The organism is Malaciobacter marinus, assembly GCF_003544855.1.
Classification (GTDB): Bacteria; Campylobacterota; Campylobacteria; order Campylobacterales; family Arcobacteraceae; genus Malaciobacter; species Malaciobacter marinus.
In genome coordinates this window covers 2267000-2285258 of record NZ_CP032101.1, presented here as the reverse complement: position 1 = coordinate 2285258, position 18259 = coordinate 2267000, and the positions used below count along the sequence as shown (strand labels likewise).

Annotated in this window: 22 protein-coding genes; 15 read left to right on the top strand and 7 right to left on the bottom strand. The window is 27.0% G+C overall.

Translation table 11 applies throughout. The features are described 5' to 3' along the window. Positions 1-12 precede the first annotated feature (12 nt). From clpS to AMRN_RS11080, 6 genes are all read left to right on the top strand, one after another. Positions 13-312 (top strand): ATP-dependent Clp protease adapter ClpS, encoded by a 300-nt coding sequence (clpS, locus tag AMRN_RS11105; RefSeq protein WP_099310385.1) that lies wholly within the window; start codon positions 13-15, stop codon positions 310-312. Between the two features lie 9 nt (positions 313-321). Beyond that, positions 322-2523, top strand: a complete 2202-nt coding sequence (gene clpA, locus AMRN_RS11100) for an ATP-dependent Clp protease ATP-binding subunit ClpA (protein WP_099310384.1) — start codon at positions 322-324, stop codon at positions 2521-2523. Positions 2524-2612: 89 nt separating this feature from the next. Next, a complete protein-coding gene (locus AMRN_RS14280) occupies positions 2613-3227 on the top strand; it encodes a c-type cytochrome (protein ID WP_228150791.1) in 615 nt (204 codons plus the stop codon). A 27-nt stretch (positions 3228-3254) separates the two neighbouring features. Next, positions 3255-4103: a flagellin gene (locus AMRN_RS11090; RefSeq protein WP_079576914.1), complete on the top strand. Its 849-nt coding sequence runs from the start codon at positions 3255-3257 to the stop codon at positions 4101-4103. 36 nt (positions 4104-4139) lie between these two features. Beyond that, a complete protein-coding gene (gene aat, locus AMRN_RS11085; RefSeq protein ID WP_099310383.1) occupies positions 4140-4808 on the top strand; it encodes a leucyl/phenylalanyl-tRNA--protein transferase in 669 nt (222 codons plus the stop codon). 229 nt (positions 4809-5037) lie between these two features. Further along, positions 5038-5787: a ferredoxin-thioredoxin reductase catalytic domain-containing protein gene (locus AMRN_RS11080; RefSeq protein ID WP_099310382.1), complete on the top strand. Its 750-nt coding sequence runs from the start codon at positions 5038-5040 to the stop codon at positions 5785-5787. 5 nt (positions 5788-5792) lie between these two features. Here the strand turns inward: AMRN_RS11080 and AMRN_RS11075 are convergent, their stop codons facing one another. The 4 genes from AMRN_RS11075 to panB are packed head-to-tail and all read right to left on the bottom strand — an operon-like array spanning position 5793 to position 9549. Next, positions 5793-6635 carry a response regulator gene (locus AMRN_RS11075; protein WP_099310381.1) on the bottom strand — a complete coding sequence of 281 codons (843 nt, stop codon included), beginning with the start codon at positions 6633-6635 and terminating at the stop codon, positions 5793-5795. A gap of 29 nt (positions 6636-6664) precedes the next feature. After that, the gene (locus AMRN_RS11070) at positions 6665-7699 is read right to left on the bottom strand and encodes an AI-2E family transporter (RefSeq protein WP_099310380.1); all 1035 of its coding nucleotides are present in this window, start codon (positions 7697-7699) and stop codon (positions 6665-6667) included. Continuing rightward, positions 7696-8721, bottom strand: coding sequence for a Holliday junction branch migration DNA helicase RuvB (gene ruvB / locus AMRN_RS11065; protein ID WP_099310379.1), 1026 nt, complete (start codon positions 8719-8721; stop codon positions 7696-7698). The genes AMRN_RS11070 and ruvB overlap by 4 nt, the downstream gene beginning before the upstream one ends. Positions 8722-8739: 18 nt before the next feature. Continuing rightward, positions 8740-9549: a 3-methyl-2-oxobutanoate hydroxymethyltransferase gene (panB, locus tag AMRN_RS11060; protein ID WP_099310378.1), complete on the bottom strand. Its 810-nt coding sequence runs from the start codon at positions 9547-9549 to the stop codon at positions 8740-8742. Positions 9550-9653: 104 nt separating this feature from the next. Between panB and trpA the strand changes: the two genes are divergently transcribed. From trpA to AMRN_RS11040, 4 genes are read left to right on the top strand one after another with little or no spacing between them, the layout of a single operon-like run. After that, positions 9654-10394, top strand: a complete 741-nt coding sequence (gene trpA / locus AMRN_RS11055) for a tryptophan synthase subunit alpha (RefSeq protein WP_099310377.1) — start codon at positions 9654-9656, stop codon at positions 10392-10394. Between the two features lie 3 nt (positions 10395-10397). After that, complete coding sequence (locus tag AMRN_RS11050) at positions 10398-11135, top strand: arginyltransferase (RefSeq protein ID WP_099310376.1); 738 nt, start codon at positions 10398-10400, stop codon at positions 11133-11135. Further along, entirely contained in the window at positions 11125-11340 is a 216-nt protein-coding gene (locus tag AMRN_RS11045; protein ID WP_099310375.1) for a hypothetical protein, read from the top strand. The genes AMRN_RS11050 and AMRN_RS11045 overlap by 11 nt, the downstream gene beginning before the upstream one ends. 3 nt (positions 11341-11343) lie before the next feature. Beyond that, complete coding sequence (locus AMRN_RS11040; RefSeq protein WP_099310374.1) at positions 11344-11679, top strand: hypothetical protein; 336 nt, start codon at positions 11344-11346, stop codon at positions 11677-11679. Here the strand turns inward: AMRN_RS11040 and AMRN_RS11035 are convergent, their stop codons facing one another. After that, a complete protein-coding gene (locus tag AMRN_RS11035; RefSeq protein WP_099310373.1) occupies positions 11680-12096 on the bottom strand; it encodes a hypothetical protein in 417 nt (138 codons plus the stop codon). Between the two features lie 137 nt (positions 12097-12233). Here AMRN_RS11035 and AMRN_RS14365 point away from each other — a divergent pair, with 137 nt between their 5' ends. Together AMRN_RS14365 and AMRN_RS11030 are read left to right on the top strand one after the other, a co-directional pair. Continuing rightward, positions 12234-12365 (top strand): hypothetical protein, encoded by a 132-nt coding sequence (locus AMRN_RS14365; RefSeq protein ID WP_265734373.1) that lies wholly within the window; start codon positions 12234-12236, stop codon positions 12363-12365. Further along, the gene (locus tag AMRN_RS11030; protein WP_228150790.1) at positions 12365-12811 is read left to right on the top strand and encodes a Fur family transcriptional regulator; all 447 of its coding nucleotides are present in this window, start codon (positions 12365-12367) and stop codon (positions 12809-12811) included. Before AMRN_RS14365 ends, AMRN_RS11030 begins: the two co-directional genes overlap by 1 nt. Positions 12812-12839: 28 nt before the next feature. Here the strand turns inward: AMRN_RS11030 and feoB are convergent, their stop codons facing one another. Both feoB and AMRN_RS11020 read right to left on the bottom strand, forming a co-directional pair. Then, a complete protein-coding gene (gene feoB / locus AMRN_RS11025; RefSeq protein ID WP_099310371.1) occupies positions 12840-14948 on the bottom strand; it encodes a ferrous iron transport protein B in 2109 nt (702 codons plus the stop codon). Then, positions 14926-15165, bottom strand: coding sequence for a FeoA family protein (locus AMRN_RS11020; protein ID WP_099310370.1), 240 nt, complete (start codon positions 15163-15165; stop codon positions 14926-14928). The genes feoB and AMRN_RS11020 overlap by 23 nt, the downstream gene beginning before the upstream one ends. 180 nt (positions 15166-15345) lie before the next feature. Here AMRN_RS11020 and AMRN_RS11015 point away from each other — a divergent pair, with 180 nt between their 5' ends. The 3 genes from AMRN_RS11015 to AMRN_RS11005 all read left to right on the top strand — a co-directional run bounded on the left by AMRN_RS11015 (position 15346) and on the right by AMRN_RS11005 (position 18259). Then, a complete protein-coding gene (locus AMRN_RS11015) occupies positions 15346-17175 on the top strand; it encodes a sensor domain-containing diguanylate cyclase (protein ID WP_118897448.1) in 1830 nt (609 codons plus the stop codon). A gap of 98 nt (positions 17176-17273) precedes the next feature. Further along, entirely contained in the window at positions 17274-17588 is a 315-nt protein-coding gene (locus tag AMRN_RS11010; RefSeq protein ID WP_099312623.1) for an HMA2 domain-containing protein, read from the top strand. Continuing rightward, complete coding sequence (locus AMRN_RS11005; RefSeq protein WP_099312625.1) at positions 17588-18259, top strand: ferritin-like domain-containing protein; 672 nt, start codon at positions 17588-17590, stop codon at positions 18257-18259. The genes AMRN_RS11010 and AMRN_RS11005 overlap by 1 nt, the downstream gene beginning before the upstream one ends.

Genomic DNA, 18259 nt, shown 5'->3' with positions numbered 1-18259 from the left:
AAAAGGTTTGAAGTGGCTAATGAATTTGAAGTAGAGTTAGATAATGATATACAATTGGAAGAACCAAAGAAGTATAAAGTATTTTTATTAAATGATGATTACTCTACAATGGATTTTGTAATAGATGTTTTAGTAAAAGTTTTTAGAAAAGGTCAAGAAGAAGCAGCACAAATTATGTTAACTATACATAATAAAGGAAAAGCTTTATGTGGAGTTTATACCCATGAAATTGCTGCTACAAAAGTTGCACAAGTTACCAAAATGGCAAGAGAAAAGGGCTTTCCTTTAAAAGCTTTAATGGAAAAAGAATAGGAATTTATTATGATTAGCAATGAATTAAGAAGCATATTTGCACAAGCTGTAAGCTATGCAAAAACTAGTAGGCATGAATATTTGACATTGGAACATATTTTTTTAATGACTTTACATGATGAGGTTATTGAGAACTTATTGACAAATTTAGGATTAAATACAGATGATTTGTTTGAAAAAACAAAAAAATACATAGATGAAAATACACCTGTATTACCAGAGAATATTGAAGATGAACCAATAGAGAGTATAAGTTTGAGTCAAACAATAGAGTATATGGTTGCACACACTCAAGCAAGTGGCAAAAGAGATGCTGGAGTTGAGGATATGTTTGTTTCAATAATAAAAGATGAAAATTCATACTCATCATATCTTTTAAAATCAAATGGTGTTCAAAAAGTTGATATATTAGAAGAGATTTCACACAATAGTTCAATAGATGATTTAGAAGAAACAAGTGATGAAAAATCTTCTTCAAGTGTACTTGAAAAAAATAGTGTTGAATTAGTAGCTCTTGCAAAAAAAGGTGAGATTGACCCAGTAATTGGAAGAGAAAATGAGATTTCAAGAGTTGTTCAAGTTTTAAGTAGAAGAAAGAAAAACAATCCTATATTAGTTGGAGAACCAGGTGTTGGTAAAACTGCAATTGCAGAGGGACTTGCCCTTGAAATTGCAAATGAAAATGTACCATCAAGCCTAGATAAAGCAAAGTTATATTCACTTGATTTGGGTTCATTACTTGCAGGAACTAAATATAGAGGTGATTTTGAAAAGAAATTAAAATCACTATTAAAAGAGATTTCACAAATAGATAATGCAGTTTTATTTATAGATGAAATTCATACTATTGTTGGAGCTGGAAGTGTTGGTGGAAGTGCTATGGATGCATCAAATATCTTAAAACCAATGCTTGCAAATGGAAAACTAAGATGTATTGGAGCTACAACTTTTGCTGAGTTTAGAAATGATTTTTCAAAAGATAAAGCACTAAGTAGAAGATTTGCAAAAGTTGATATAAATGAGCCTTCAATCGAAGATGCTGTAATAATCTTAGAGGGATTAAAATCAAAATATGAAGAGTTTCATGGGGTGAAATATAGTAAACCTTCAATAGAATTAGCAGTTGAGTTAAGTAAAAAGTTTATAAATGATAGATTTTTACCTGATAGTGCTATTGACGTAATTGATGAGGTAGGTTCACTTAAAAAAATACAAAAAGAAAAAGCAAAAAAAGCTTCAAATATAACAAAAGAAGATATTGAAAATACTATTGCAAAAATGGCGCATATCCCTCCAAAATCAGCAACTAAATCTGATTTATCGTTACTTAAATCTTTAGAAAAAAATATGCAAAAAAGAGTATTTGGTCAAAATAATGCAGTTTCTTCAATTGTAAAATCAATAAAAAGAAATAAAGCTGGTTTAGGGCTTGATAAAAAACCTATTGGAAACTTCTTATTTACAGGTCCAACAGGTGTTGGTAAAACAGAAGTTGCCCGTGAATTATCAAATCAATTAGGAATTCATTTTGAAAGATTCGATATGAGTGAGTATATGGAAGCTCATACAATTTCTAGACTTATTGGTGCACCTGCTGGGTATGTTGGCTTTGAAAATGGTGGTTTATTAACAGAAGCAATTAGAAAACATCCACATTGTGTACTTTTACTTGATGAAATTGAAAAAGCTCATCCTGATTTAATGTCAGTACTTTTACAAGTTATGGACAATGCTGAGTTGACAGATAACAATGGAAATAAAGCAGATTTTCAAAATGTAATATTAATTATGACATCAAACTTAGGTTCTAGTGAAGCAAATGTTATGGGATTTGCTAAAGATGATAACCTAAATGAAGATAAAGCAATAAATAAATTTTTTGCACCTGAGTTTAGAAATAGACTTGATGCTACTATTACATTTGAAGCTTTAAGTTTAGATATTGTTGCAAAAATTGCAGGTAAATTCATAGAAGATTTAGAGGCAAAATTAGTTGAGAAAAAAGTTAAAATCACTATTAGTGCAAAAGCTAAAAAAGAACTTGCAGTATTAGGATATGATAAAACTATGGGTGCAAGACCTTTAAATAGAGTAATTAGTGAGAAAATTAAAGATAAGTTAACAGATGAAATATTATTTGGAAAACTTAAAAAAGGTGGCGAAGTTAAAATTGATTTTGTAAAAGATGATTTTACATTTAAATATTTATAGCATTAAACTAATTTTTAGAAATGGTTTTTAAACTGATTTTAATAAAATTATAGGATAATATAAACATTATTATAAAAAGAGGTTATTTTATGAAAAGTGCATTAATTAGTTCGTTTGTGGCGATTTTGTTACTTACAGGCTGTCAAGAAAAAACAGAAGAAGAGAAAACAACATCTTCAAATGTAGAAAAGACACAAAAAGAAGTAAGTAATTCAAATGATGAATTAGTAAATAAGATTAAAGATGCAAGTGCTAATATTTCAAATAAAGTTGGTGAGGCTTCTAAACAAATAGGTGAAATAATAGAAAAAACATCAAAAGAAGTTGGAGAAGATGCATCAAAAGTAACAAGTGATATTGTGAAAAAAAGTGATGAAATAACAAAACAAGTAAAAAAAGAAGTAGAAGATAAAACAGAAAAAATTGAGAAAAGTATTGATGATATAATGAAAAGTAGTAGCTCAAATCAAGGACAACAACTATTTTTAAAGTGTGCTGGATGTCATGGACAAAATGGAGAAATAAAAGCACTTGGAAAATCTGAAGTTATTCAAGGTTGGGATAAACAAAAAACTATTGATGTATTAAATGGATATAAAAATGATACTTATGGAAAAGCATTAAAAGGTGTTATGAAAAGCCAAGTTCTATCACTAAATGAAACAGAGATTGAAGCTTTAGCAGAGTATATATCTACTTTATAATACGACTAACTTAAAAAGGAGTTTGCTATGCGATTATATACAAATGTAGCTGGCTTAATTGCTTATGAAAGCTATAGTAATAATAGCAAACTCTTATCTGAATCTTTAAGAAGACTATCAACAGGACTTAGAATAAATAGTGCAAGTGATGATCCCTCTGGACTTGCAATTGCTGATAAATTAAGAACACAAGCAAGTTCAGTCCAACAAAGTATTGAAAATGCAAACTCTGCAATAGCAATGACCCAAATAGCTGATAAAGCAATGGCTGAACAATCAAATATTATTGATATTGTAAAAACAAAGCTTATGCAAGCTTCAACAGATACTACAACTGATGCAGGAAGAGAAGCTATAAGAAAAGATATTTCAAAACTTTTAGGACAATTAGATAATATTGCTTCTCAAACAAACTACAATGGAAACTATCTTTTACAAAACAATCACTCAAATACAGATATTTCCAGTGATAAAGTTTTTCAAATAGGTGAAAAAGCTGCTAATACAATAGAGCTTAAAGGTGTACAATCAAATACAATTGGTTTAGGATTGGATACCTTGAAAAATCTAGGAGCAAATAGTTTAGATATAACTGTTGCTAGAGATTGGCTTGATGATATTGATAACTCACTAACTACATTAAATACTTTTAGGTCTGAATTTGGTTCTACTCAAAATCAACTAGAGTCTTCTGTTAGATATATGATAACTTTAAAAACAAATCTAAAAGCAAGTGAATCTGTTATTCGAGATGTTGATTATGCAAAAGAAGCAGCTGAATTTAGTAGATTAAATATCTTAGTACAAGCTGGCATGTTTGCTATGGCACAAGCAAATAAAATGCAAGAGAATATATTAAGATATCTATTTAGATAGCCTTGTTATAATCACAAAAAAACAATAAGGATTTTTGTGAGAATATTTCCTTTAACTGATGATATTTATACTTTTCCAAACCCAAGATTAGCTTGCAATGAAGGTATTTTGGCATATGGTGGTGATTTATCTGCTAAAAGATTGATTAGTGCATATGCAAATGGAATTTTTCCTTGGTACAATGAAGATGAACCTATACTTTGGTGGAGTCCAAATCCAAGATTAGTAATGGAATTAGATGAATTTAAAGTATCTAAAAGTTTAGCAAAAGCAATAAAAAAAGAAAAATTTGAAGTAAAATTTGATGAGAACTTTACACAAGTAATGATAGAGTGTAAAAATATATTTAGACCTACACAAGATGGTACATGGCTTCAAGATGAATTAATACAAGCTTATACACATCTGCATGAAATTGGATATGCACACTCTTTTGAAAGTTATTATGAGGGTGAACTTGTAGGCGGTGGATATGGCTTAGTAATTGGTGATATGTTTTGTGGCGAATCAATGTTCGCAAAAAAAAGTGATGCATCAAAAGTTGCTTTATATCACTTAGTACAAAGATTAAAGCAAAAAGGTTTTAGCCTACTTGACTGCCAAACCCCAACAGAACACTTACAATCACTTGGTGCAAAATGTATCAGTAGAGATGAGTTCTTAGATAAGTTAGCAAAATCCATAGAAAACTTTCCAAAGTTTTAAAATATTATAAGTGATTTTTCAACCACAATATATAATATATAGAAAATGACCCGAATGAATTCGGGTTTCCGAAAATTGAGTTTTGATTGAAGCATGTGGTATGGAATGACTTGAATAAATTTGGGTTTTGATTAAATATAAGTTAAGAAAAACTTATAATAAGCTCTTTTAAATAGATTAAAAAAACTTTTACTTATAATACGCAAAAATTATGTATTTAAGGTAAATAATGATTAAAAAGATTGATATGAACTCTACTGAATTCCAAACTCAGTTTGAATTGACAAAGCAGTTTACAGACAAAGTTTTAGATAGGTTTGGTTTTGTTTATAATCCTGAAAATGATGTAAATGAATCTGTTCAGCAAGGGCTTAGTAGAAATAAGATGATATATGGAAAAAGATTCTGTCCTTGTTTTATGGTAATAGGTCAAACAAAGCAAGAACAAAAAGAAGCAGATAATAGACTTTGCCCATGTAAACCTGCACTTGAAGTTGAGATACCAAGGGATGGAAAGTGCCACTGTGGGATTTTTTGTACTCCTGAATTTGCTCAAAATGAGGCTGTCAAAAATGAGGTTAGCGAGGTTACTCACACTCATTCAAGAGGTCTTACTAAACAAGAGTGTGAAGTGCTTTTGAAAAAAGAACAAATTGATGCTGATGAGTTAGAATCACTTCTTGAAGCTAGAACATTAAAATATATTGATTTTAATTTAGTTGATACAAGAGAGTGGATGGAGTGGGTAGGACAAAGAATTAAAGGGTGTGATTATTTAGTTCCAACTACTTCATTTTATCAAAGTATCGAACAATTGCAAAATCAAAAAGAAAAACCTGTGATTGTTTATTGTTTAAGTGGTAGTAGAAGTGCATATTGTCAAAAAGTTATGTATGATTTAGGTTTTAAGTGTGTATCAAATTTAGATTATGGGATTATGACATATAAAGGAAGTACTATTAGTGGTGAAGATGAGTAATTAACTCATCTTTCCAATGATTGATAAAGCATATATCCACTTGCATAATTGTCTTTATTTTCATAAAGTGGATATAAAATATTATGAAACTCTAATTCTTCATTGTCTGCTGTAATGAACTTTTCATTAAATCCTACTGCTTCTTTTACTTTTAAAGCTTCTAACATTTTTTTCTGAATATTAGCTGCATTTGGTGTTATTGAGTTTATAGGTTTATTTTTTAAATCCATTAAAGAGTACTTATAAATATTGCTAAATTGGTTTGATATATTTTCTATTATTCCAAATTTATCTAGTTTTATTGATGCTATAAAATGTTCTGCTAAGAATTTATAAAAAGATACTTCTTTTTCTAATAATTCACAATTGTCTTTTAGTTGTCCATAATCTTTTTTTGTACTTAGCATCTCATTTGCTAAAGCTTTTGTTGTTTTATATAAATTTCTATTCTCTTTTGAGTTTTTAACACTTTTTAAAATTGTTGCAGTTAAATCTTGTATTTTTAAAGGTTTTGTTACATAACTATCTATATTTAATGTGATTGCTTTTATAAGTGATTCTTCATCTGTAAAAGCAGTTGTGAAAATTACTGGGATATATTTTGATACTTTATGTACTTCTTCTGCTAGTTCAAGCCCTGTCATCTTTGGCATATTTAAATCTGTAACAATCACATCTAATTCATCTTGGTGATTATTAAATAAGTTTATTCCTTGATGTCCATCTTTTCCTACATACACTTTTTTGAAGATTTTTTCAAATACAGAAAGTGTTTGTGCTCTAATAACTTCATCATCTTCAACATATAATACTGTTACTTGTTTTAATTCTTTTAAATCAATTTGCATAAACACACCACTTTTTTAAATTTTTTTGATTATAACATATCATTACTATACTTTTTTAATAATTGAACTATTGAGATAAAAAAAGTAACCATTGCAGGACCTATAATCATTCCCCAAAAGCCAAATGTTGATAATCCTGCAACAATTGAGAAGAAAATCAATAATTCATTTATTTTACTTGGAGTTTTTACTACTTTTTGATTTATATATTTTATAATTATAGGCTTAATAAATGTATCAGCTACTACTGATATGATGATTATTGAATAAGCACTAATGATTATAGCATCATAAAAATCACCTAAATATATTTCATATAAAGCTATTGGAAGCCACATTATTATACCACCAACTACTGGAACTAATGAAGCAAAACCATATAAAACACCTAATAAAAATCCATTGTAACCATATACTGATATAAAAAAGCCAAATAGCATACCCTCAAATATTGCAGTCACAAGTATTGAGTATAAAACAATACTCATTACATTTGAAGATTCATAAAATAGTGTAATTGAGTCTTCTTTTTTCAAAGGAAGAATATCTTTTATATAGTGTGAAAGACTTGTTCCATAAAGTGTAAAAAAGAAATAAAATATAAGTATCATAAACATATCTATCATAAATGAAGCAGAATTCTTACCTAAATATGCTCCAATTGAGAGTATGTTTTTTATACTTTCTGCAATATCTATTTTTTCAAGAATCAAAATTAGTTGTTGTTTAAAAAACTCATACTCTTTTGGAATATTTAATATCCAAGTTTCTATTTGTGAGTAATTTTTCATCAAAGCTTGTTGATCTAATTGATTTATGTAATTAGCAAATGAAAAAATACAGTACATAACAGGAACAAAAAATATTAGTGCAAGTATTATTGTCATAATTATTGCTGAGATAGTTTGGCTTTTTACTCTATGTGTAATAAATAAATCTAAAGTATTAGTAGCTACTGTTAAAAGTAAAGCTACAAATATTGCTTTTAAAAATGGATTGAAAAGTTGAAATAAAAAAAATAAAATAGCAATAGCAATAGCAATCAAAAAATGCTGTGGCTTCAAAACAAAGACTCCTTTTGTACCTTTTCAGTTTCTGGGTATGATAATCTAAACATTTCATATGTTTTTACACTAGCTACTCTTCCTCTTGCAGTTCTTTCTATAAAGCCATTTGCAAGTAAATATGGTTCAATTGCATCTTCAATTGTTCCCTCATCTTCACTAAGTGCAGCTGCTATTGTAGATAATCCCATAGGCTTACCTTTATTTGATACAAGAAGTTCAAGTAAATTTATATCCATTTCATCAAATCCACTATCATTTACGCCTAGTTCATCTAAAGCATAATTACATCTTTGTTTTATAATAGTTTCTTCATTCTCTACTTCTGCAAAGTCTCTTACTCTTCTTAAAAGTCTTAAGGCAACTCTTGGTGTTCCTCTACTTCTTCTTGATATTTCTAAAGCAGCATCATCTGCACAAATTTTATTTAGTTTAACAGAAGCTTTTTGAATGATTTTTGCTAATTCTTCGTTGTCATAAAACTGCATTCTAAAATGCATCCCAAATCTTTCTCTTAAAGGATTACTTAACATTCCAGCTCTTGTTGTAGCTCCAATAAGTGTAAATCTTGGTAAATCAATTTTTACAGTTTGTGCAGCTGGACCACTTCCAATAATAATATCAAGTCTATAATCTTCCATTGCTGGATACAAAATCTCTTCAACTGCTGGACTTAGTCTATGTATTTCATCAATAAATAAAATATCACCTTCTTCTAAGTTTGTTAAAATGGCAGCTAGGTCACCACTTTTTTCAATCATAGGACCTGCTGTGATTTTTATATTTGAATTCATTTCATTAGAAATAAGATAAGAAAGCGTAGTTTTACCAAGACCTGGAGGCCCATAAAAAAGTATATGATCAAGTGCTTCTTCTCTTTTTTTACTAGCTTCAATAAAAACTTTTAAATTTTTTTTAATTTTTTCTTGTCCGATGTAATCATCCCAAGAAGAGGGTCTTAAGTTTACTTCACTTTTATCTTCTTCAAATGATATTTGTTCAACTTCTACTAATCTTTCCACTATTATTTTCCTAAACTTTTAATACTCTTCATCTTTTGATGGAAATTGTGTTGTTTGTACATCATTTCTATATTGTAAAACTGCATCTTTTACAAGTGTTGCGCCATCTAAATATCTTCTAACAAATTTTGGTTTAAACTCGTTGAAAAAACCTAACATATCTGACCAAACTAAAACTTGACCATCAGTTACATTTCCAGCACCAATTCCAATAACTGGAACATTTACTGCATCTGTGATTTTTTTTGCAACACTGCTTAAAACACCCTCAACAACAATTGCAAATGCTCCTGCTTTTTCAATAGCAATAGCATCACGAATAAGTTGTTCTTCGTCTTCTTTAGTTTTACCTCTTACTTTGTATCCACCCTCACTTCTAACATATTGTGGCATAAGTCCAATATGTCCCATAACAGCAATTGAGTTTGATGTTAGATGTTTTACAATATCAGCTCTGTCTTCTCCACCTTCAACTTTTACAGCTGCTATATTTGTTTCTTGATAAATCTTAACTGCATTTTTAAGTGCTATGTCTTTATTTGTGTAAGTTCCAAAAGGCATATCTAAAATAACAAAAGCTTTTGGTGCACCTGCACAAACGGCATTTGCATGGTAAATCATCTGTTCTAGTGTTGCACTTAATGTATCAGGTTTTCCTGCAAAGCTCATATTTAAACTATCACCTACAAGTATCATATCTGCAAGTTCATCAAACAAATTTGCAAAAAGTGCGTCATAAGCTGTAATCATTGTTAGTTTTTTATTATTTTTAGTTTTTAATATTTTAGTAATTGACATTTTTTCAAAATCATTTTTAATTATACTCATATAAATCTTCCTTAAAATCAAGTTTTATTTTTTTAATATTAATCTATAACCTTGTTATAATATGTTACTATTATATCCAAATTAATTAAATATAGGATTTTATTTTGAAAAAACTTGTAGGTTATATAACAGCCAGTTATCCTGACAATAATTTTACAATAGACTTAGCATTAAATATGAAAGAATCAGGTGTTGATATATTAGAATTAGGTATTCCTTTTTCAGATCCTGTTGCAGATGGCCCTGTTATAGAAAAAGCAAATCTTTTAGCTTTGAAAAACGGATTTAAATTAAAAGACTTATTTGAAGTCTCATCAAAGATAGCCCCACAAATGGATACATTATGGATGGGATATTTAAATCCATTTTATCATTATGGAATTGAAGAGTTTTTTAAAAAAGCAAAAGAGTTTGGTATTACAGGTGAAATTATTCCTGATTTACCTTTTGAAGAGACTTTTATTTATCAAGAGTTAGCAAAAAAATATGAACAATCTATTATTACATTTGTCTCTCCAACTCATAGTAAAGAAAGAATTGCACAAGTAGTTAAAAATGCTACAAAATTTATATATATGGTAGCTTATGCAGGTATTACAGGAAGTGGTAAAAGTGAAGATTTAACACAAGTTATTAAAACTGTAAAAGAGAATACAAAAACTCCTTTATATGTTGGATTTGGTGTTGATGAAAACACATGTAAAGAGAAATCAGTTGGAGTTGATGGCGTAATCGTAGGAAGTGCTTTTGTAAAACATATAATTGATGATTCGTTGTCATATAATGAAAAAATTGATAAAATATGTAAAATTTCAAAAGAGATAAAAGAGAAAATCAACGGGTAGTTAATGCAAATTATAAATGAAGACTTAGAGTTTGTAGAAGAGAATAGAGAGTGTTCTTATTTTAATAATGAGATATCTGATATGAGATATAGGTACATAAACCACTGTACCGTTGAAGATTATCAAAATATGTTAGAGCATGGTTGGAGAAGATTTGGAAAAATGCACTTTGTTCCAGAGTGTAAAACTTGTACAAAGTGTATAAGTATGAGAATTGATGTTAAAAATTATAAATTTTCTAAATCTGAAAAAAGAGTAATAAATAAAAATAAAGATACAAAGCTTTATATACAAACACCAAGTATAAGTTTAGATCATTTGAAGCTTTATGATAAATATCATAAGTTTATGCATGATAAAAAACAATGGCCTTATTTTCCAATAAGTCCTGATGATTATTCAAGGTCTTATGTTGAGGGAAAAGATAAGTTTACAAAAGAGTTTTTATATTTTAAAGGTGAAGAGTTAGTTGCAGTTGCATTAGTTGATATTTTGCCTGAATCTATTTCTTCAATTTATTGTTTTTATGATCATGAATATGCAGATTTGTCTTTAGGTAAATTTTCTATTTTAGCACAAATAAAAATAGCAAAAGAGTTAGAAATACCTTATATTTATTTGGGGTATTGGATAAAAGATCATTTTTCAATGGGATATAAAGTTAATTATAAACCTTTTGAAATATTAAAAAATAGGGCTTCTTTAAAAGAAGATGCAATTTGGGAAAAATATGAGTTATAATGTAGTTGCATTAATAGCTATTACTATTACAGCAGTAATATCACTTTTAGCTAGTCATTATATAAGTTTATTTTTTCTTGAAGAGACTAACTCTTTATTTAAAATAGTTCAATTAATTATAGCCATAGTGTCAATGACAACATTTTATGCACCAATTAAATACTTACTTTTTAAGTATATGGATGTACAAGAAGAAAAGGAATAGATTATGAAAAAGTTTATTGTTGTATTATTTATATCTCTTTTTTCATTTGCAATTGCTAGTGAACAAGAAGAGATAGAAAACGTAGATTGCGTTATTTTAAAAGATGAAAATTCTATAATTTGTAAATATATTCAAGAAAGAGTTGAATTTGATAAAAATGTTACTTTTATTTGGATTGATCCAGATGAGGAAATATCAAGAAGTCGAGAGATGACTATACCTGCTGGGCATGGTTCAATTTATGATTTTAGGTATGTAGATGGAAGAAAAAAAGGTATTTGGACTTTTAAAGTAAAAGATCAAGATAAAGTTTATGAAACAAAATTTGAAATAAAGTAATTATACTTTTTTCAAATTTTTATTTAAACACATAACTAAATCTATTCCTTTTTTATCTACTATACATACCATGTTTTTACTACTATCATGGGCAGTTTTATCTAGATTTATTAAGTTATTTAAATAATCTTCAATTCTTTTTATTAGAATTCTATCTTCTAAAAGAAGAATTGTTTTTGCACTATACTCTTTTATATTTCTTATATTTTCATCTTTTAAGTTTTTTAAATCAATAGATAGTATCTCTTGTGATAGTTTTGCAAATGCTTCAAGCTTTGCTTGTCTTATCCATCTTTTTTGATCGATTTTATTGTTTACTTTTGAAAGAATAAATGTATCAACTACTTTAGTTGCAATGGCCCCAAATGCTGCTGTTCTAGCTACTTGACCTACTAGGGCTAAACTAATATTAAACATCTTTGCTCCTTATATTAAAGAAATATTATATTAAGTAAACTTAATTATATATTAAAACGATAATTATTATCATTAATAATTCATTAAGTATAGATTATGTAATATTATAATATTGATACTAATTATTAAGGAATATTATGAAGAAGAATTACCCAAAAGAAGGGTTTTTATATAAGAGAAACTTAAAAATACATAGAAATCTTTGGATACCATATACAGTTGCTTTGATAATTAGTATAGGAATAATAGTTATAAAAGGAATAGTATAGTGCAAAAATATGAAGAAAGTTTCGAATCTTTTTTAGAAAACTTTAAAAATACAGTTTCAAAATTGGGCTTTAAAAACTCAATACAAAAGGATTATATTTTAAAGATTTTGTATTTTAATGATGAACATTTAAGTGCAGAACAAATTGCAAATATTGCAAAAAGTGAATATAAAGTAGATATGGGGATAGCTACAGTTTATAGAACTGTTAAGTTTTTTGAAGAACTGAACATAGTTAACTCATTGGATATTGGTGATGGAGCTAAAAGGTATGAGTTAAATCTATCTTTACATCATGATCATATGATTTGTACTTCATGTAATAAAATTTTAGAATTTAATGATGAGGTAATAGAAAAACAACAAATAAAAGTTGCAAAAGATAACAACTTTTATTTAAATGATCATATTATGACAATCTATGGAGTATGTGAGAAGTGTCAATAAAAGCATAAGATTTCTCTTATGCTTTTACTTAAGTTAATAGTAATATTACATTATAAGTAATAAATGATAACACCCAAGCAGTACCTGTTGTAAATACAAATAAATATACTAAATATTTCCATCCACCAGCTTCTCTTGCAAAAACCATTGTTGCTGCAAGGCAAGGTAAATAAATCATTACAAATACAATAAATGCAATACCTGATGCAAATGGAATATTTGCTCTTATTTTTTCAACTAAACCTTTTGAGTTTTCATCATTTTCTTCACCTAAACCATATAAAATACCTAAAGTTGAAACTACAATCTCTTTTGCTGCAAGTCCAGTCTCAAGTGCTACTGACATTTTCCAATCAAATCCTAAAGGAGCAAATAATGGTTCTGAAAATTTCCCAACATAACCTAAATAAGAGTTCTCAAGATTATATAAAGCAAGTTCATTTTCTAAAGCTAGTTTTTCTTCATCACTTAAAGCTAATTCAATTTTTTGATTGTAAGTCTCTTCTACATCTAAATGTTTTGGATAATTACTAGCAACCCAAATTAGAAGTGATGCTGCAAGAATAAATGTACCTGCTTTTTTAAGATACATCATAGCTTGGTTTGAAACTGTATGCCAGATTAGTTTAAATGATGGTAATCTGTATTTTGGCATCTCCATTACAAAAGGTTCATCTTCACTTTTAAATACTAATATTTTTAAAACTTTTGCTGCAATTAATCCTAATATTGCTCCACCAATATATATTAAAAATAGAACATTACCAGCATTGCTTTCACTAAAAAATGCACCTGTAAAAAGTACATAAATAGGAAGTCTTGCTCCACAAGACATAAATCCTATAATAAATAGTGTAAGTAATCTATCTCTTTCATTTTTAAGGGTTCTTGCTGCCATATAAGCTGGAACTGAACAACCAAAACCAGTTACTAAAGGAATAAATGATTTTCCATGAAGTCCAAATTTGTGGAAGAAACCATCAAGTAAGAAAGCAACTCTACTCATGTATCCTGTTGTTTCAAGTAATGCAATACCAAAAAATAATATTACAATATTTGGAATAAATAAAACAACAGCACCAACACCTGCAATTGCACCATCTGCAATTATTGAGGATAATTGATTATCTCCTAATACTTCTTTTGTATTGTCAATTAGATTTGCAAAAAATGCATCTATGATATCCATAGGAATATTTCCTACTTCAAAAGTCAATTGAAATAATCCCCACATTAAAAATAAGAAAATAGGTAAACCAAATACTTTATGGATTAAAACTGAGTCTATTTTCTCTGTTAATGTTTTTTCCACATGAGTTTTTACTGTAACAGTTTCAGTAACAGCACCTTTTGCAAAAGAGAATTTTTCTTCATTGAAAATATCTTCTACATTTTTTGTATCATAATGAAGAGCGATATGTTCAAATGCACTATTTAAAATAGGTTGTAGTTTTGTCCATATTGGTTCATCATGAAAAAATTTATAAGTCTCTTTGTCTTCTTTTAGAAGTTTTATAGCTATTTGTCTAAAACTATTTTTACATTTAAATCCACTATCATTGAAAAAGCCAATAATATTTGCAATCTCTTCTTCTATAACATTTGAGAAAATTAATTTTGTAGATAGTTTTTCACTTTCATGTTTTTTTACTATTTCTTTGATTAGTTTATCTATACCTTGTTTTGTTGTAGCACTTGTTTTTATACAAGGTTTTCCAAGGATTTTACTTAATTGTACTTCATCAATAAATATATCTTCTTTTATTGCTTCATCATTCATATTTAAAGCGATTATCATTTTTTTATCTAATGCTAATAGTTCTGATGTTAAGTATAAGTTTCTTTCTAAATTTGTTGAATCAGTAACATTTAATATAATGTCATATTCACTATTATTTAAGAAGTTTTTTGTAACTTTTTCTTCTTGCGTATATTCATTTAAAGAGTATGAGCCTGGTAAATCAACTATTTCAATTGTATAATCTTTATATTTTAAAATTACTTGCTCTTTTGCAACTGTTACTCCTGAAAAATTACCAACTTTTAATCTTGCATTTGAAATTGAGTTGATAAGCATACTCTTACCAACATTTGGTTGTCCAACTAATGCAACTTTAATTATTTTGTTTGTGTTCATTCTCGACCTCAATTTTTTCTGCTTCTATTAATCTTATTGCAACTTTAGTATTATTTATTTTTATTTCAATAGTACTTTTTGCCATAGTTACTTCTTCAATAGTTATTTTTGAACCTTTTATTATTCCAAAAGAGTAAAATCTATTTTTTAAAGCACTATCACAATTTATATTTTTAATTGTTGCTATATCACCTTTGCTTAATTCACTTAATTTCATAAAATATCCTTATATATTAATGTGAGACAAAATTATAATAAACTTAAAATTTAATATTACTTAATAATGATAATAATTTTCAAATTTTAGATGCATGATAACTTATATAATGAGAATTATTATCATTAAGTTTTAAACTAAAACATTATATACTTCCAAAATTTATAAAAAGAGTCAAATATGAATATTACTTCAAAAATATCAATATTTTTTACACTTATATGTCTATTTTTAGCAATATGCATTTTTAGTATATTAAAGCAGAGTGAAAATAGTACAATAGAGTTTGAAGATAAACAAATAAAAAAGAGTACTGAAACTTTTTTTGAAGCACTTAAATCAAAATCTTTTTTTTTACAAAATATAGCTTATGAACACTCTATAAACGACAATATTTTAAAGATACTTGAAGAAAAAAAGAATAAAACAAATAAAATAAACTTTATCAAAGATAAATATACACATTTTTTTCTATTTGATAAAAACAAAGATTTTATTTATGGAAATGTATATGATATAAATTCAGATGAGTTTGTATCTATTCCAAATGCAGTAAAAACTTTTTTTAAAACAAAAAAAATTGATATTTACTTAGATAAAAACAGAGTAAATTTTATCACTTTAGATTATGAGAAAATACTATTTACCATTGAAAAAGTATTTAAAAATAATAAATTTCTAGGATATGTTTTTGTTGGAAGAAGCTTGGATTCTTTGTTTTTATCAGAATTAAGTAAGATAACACATCAATATATATCTTTTCTTCCTTCTCATACTTTAACTAAGAAAAAACAATTAAAGGTTGATTCAAATCTAATCTCTTATGATATTAATAGAGCAAATAATCATACCTTATTTACTTATTTAGAATTAATTGATCAATTAAATGATAGTAAATTTTATATAAGAATGAAGATGAATAGAGACTATTTTGTCCAAATTAATAAAAATAATAAAACCATATTTTATATTTTTATAGTAACTTTTATACTTCTTATTATTGCAGTATATTTTTTTATTGATAAACTTTTTGCAAAAAGAATAAAAAATATAACAAATATTATAAAAAATATCTCTAAATCAAGTAGTTTAAAGTTAAAAATAAATCTTGATTATAATGATGAAATAACATACTTATCAAAAAAGATAAACCAAATGCTATATTCAATAAATCTAAAGCAACATGAAAATTTAAAAAAACAAAGAGATTTTTTACAATCAGTTTTAGACACACAAAAGAATATTATATTAATTACTGATGGAAAAGATATTCATACTACAAATAAAAAATTTGTAGATATATTTAAATCAAAAGATGAATTTCTAACAAATATAGCACTATTGGATAATAAAACACAAGATAATTTAGTAAACATTGCGAAAAAATATGATTCATATGAAAAACCAGCAAAATTAAAAATAGAAGATGAACTTAAATATTTTACTTTTGATGTTCAAAAACTTGATATGCAAAAATATCTTATATGTATGGATGATGTTTCAAAATATAATGAAAAGATTTGTCATTTAGAACAAAAAGCTTCAATGGATGAATTAACTCAAGTTTATAACAAAAATACAATTACAACAATGCTAAATTGTTGGTTGGAGATTAAAAGTTTTTGTTTAATTATATTTGATATAGATTATTTTAAAAATATAAACGATACATATGGACATTTTATTGGAGATTGTGTTTTAAAAGATTTAACTAAACTTATAAAAAACATTCTACCTAAAAAGGACATTTTAGGTAGATTTGGAGGAAAAGAGTTTATCGTTTTAATAAATGATAATAGTAGTAATAATATAATAAATATTGCAAATAGATTAAAAGAAAAAGTAGAACATAAAAGATTTATTTATGATGATGCTTTGGTTAATCTTACTATTAGTCTTGGAACTACTTTTTGCATAAAAGGTGAGAGTTATCAAGATGTTTATAAAAGAGCAGATGAAGCACTATATGAAGCAAAAAATAGTGGAAGAAATAGAGTTTGTTTTAAATAGCCATTCTCATTTTGGGCTTAATTTTGATAATGAGTGCTGATTTACATTAAGGTAAGCTTAAATTTAATTTGGCAAAACTACAATATTAAAGGATGATTTTGATAAAAACTGAAGATATTATAAAAATAGCAAGTTATTTTACTATTGTTGCTCACTCTCCTGGAAGATTAAGAGTAAGAGTAAACCCAAAAATCAAAAATGAAAATAGTAACATATCAATAGAAGATATTGAGCAAATTCCAAATAAGATTAAAGGAATTAAAAATATAAAAGTAAATAAAGTTATTGCTTCTGTTACAATCACATATGATGCAAATATTTTTAAACCTGAGGTTTGGGAAGACTTGATAAATAAAAGAAATTTAGATGAAATTACAAAAATAATAAACAATCTTGCAAAGGAGGTGATGTAGTGGTAAATTATGATGAGGATATTTTAATATCCCAAAAAGTTGATGTAAATAGTGAACAATCTATTGAAGCACAAGTTTTAAGAATTGCTGTATATGATGAGTTTAAAGCATATGAAACGTATAGTAAAATTATTGAAAAATTTGGTGCAATACACCCTTTTGTAAATATAAAAGAAGCAGAAGCAGTTCACTATAGTGCATTGATGCCTCTTTTACAAAAATATAATGTAGAAGTACCAGTTAATGACTGGGCATTAAAAGTGCAAGTTCCAAAAACTTATATTGAGTGTTGTGAGTTAGGAGTTGCAAGTGAAATAAATAATGTTGCAATGTATGATCATTTAATTTTACATACAACACAAAGTGATATAAAAGATACACTTTATAAACTACAAGCAGCATCATATAACAATCATCTTCCTGCTTTTAGAAAATGTGTTTTAAATCACTACAATGGCATAAATCAAAGTAGTAGTTTAAATAGTGTGGAAGATATGATGTCAAAAGCAAGTGAATATCAAATGCTTTTAGAAGATATAGCTTCTGGTAATATGGATCAAAACAAACTAACTGAATTATTTTCTAAATTAAATATTTCAATGGTAAGTGGAGCAGGTTTAGGAGCAGCATTAGTTGCATTTATAAATAATTATCAAGAAAACAAGGAGTAA

Excerpts from the sequence above, each read along its gene's own strand:
- clpA (WP_099310384.1), top strand. The coding sequence starts at position 322 with ATGATTAGCAATGAATTAAGAAGCATATTTGCACAAGCTGTAAGCTAT.
- AMRN_RS14280 (WP_228150791.1), top strand. The coding sequence starts at position 2,613 with ATGAAAAGTGCATTAATTAGTTCGTTTGTGGCGATTTTGTTACTTACA.
- AMRN_RS11090 (WP_079576914.1), top strand. The coding sequence starts at position 3,255 with ATGCGATTATATACAAATGTAGCTGGCTTAATTGCTTATGAAAGCTAT.
- AMRN_RS11080 (WP_099310382.1), top strand. The coding sequence starts at position 5,038 with ATGATTAAAAAGATTGATATGAACTCTACTGAATTCCAAACTCAGTTT.
- AMRN_RS11075 (WP_099310381.1), bottom strand. The coding sequence starts at position 6,635 with ATGCAAATTGATTTAAAAGAATTAAAACAAGTAACAGTATTATATGTT.
- panB (WP_099310378.1), bottom strand. The coding sequence starts at position 9,549 with ATGAGTATAATTAAAAATGATTTTGAAAAAATGTCAATTACTAAAATA.
- AMRN_RS11050 (WP_099310376.1), top strand. The coding sequence starts at position 10,398 with ATGCAAATTATAAATGAAGACTTAGAGTTTGTAGAAGAGAATAGAGAG.
- AMRN_RS11045 (WP_099310375.1), top strand. The coding sequence starts at position 11,125 with ATGAGTTATAATGTAGTTGCATTAATAGCTATTACTATTACAGCAGTA.
- AMRN_RS11040 (WP_099310374.1), top strand. The coding sequence starts at position 11,344 with ATGAAAAAGTTTATTGTTGTATTATTTATATCTCTTTTTTCATTTGCA.
- AMRN_RS11035 (WP_099310373.1), bottom strand. The coding sequence starts at position 12,096 with ATGTTTAATATTAGTTTAGCCCTAGTAGGTCAAGTAGCTAGAACAGCA.
- AMRN_RS14365 (WP_265734373.1), top strand. The coding sequence starts at position 12,234 with ATGAAGAAGAATTACCCAAAAGAAGGGTTTTTATATAAGAGAAACTTA.
- feoB (WP_099310371.1), bottom strand. The coding sequence starts at position 14,948 with ATGAACACAAACAAAATAATTAAAGTTGCATTAGTTGGACAACCAAAT.
- AMRN_RS11020 (WP_099310370.1), bottom strand. The coding sequence starts at position 15,165 with ATGAAATTAAGTGAATTAAGCAAAGGTGATATAGCAACAATTAAAAAT.
- AMRN_RS11015 (WP_118897448.1), top strand. The coding sequence starts at position 15,346 with ATGAATATTACTTCAAAAATATCAATATTTTTTACACTTATATGTCTA.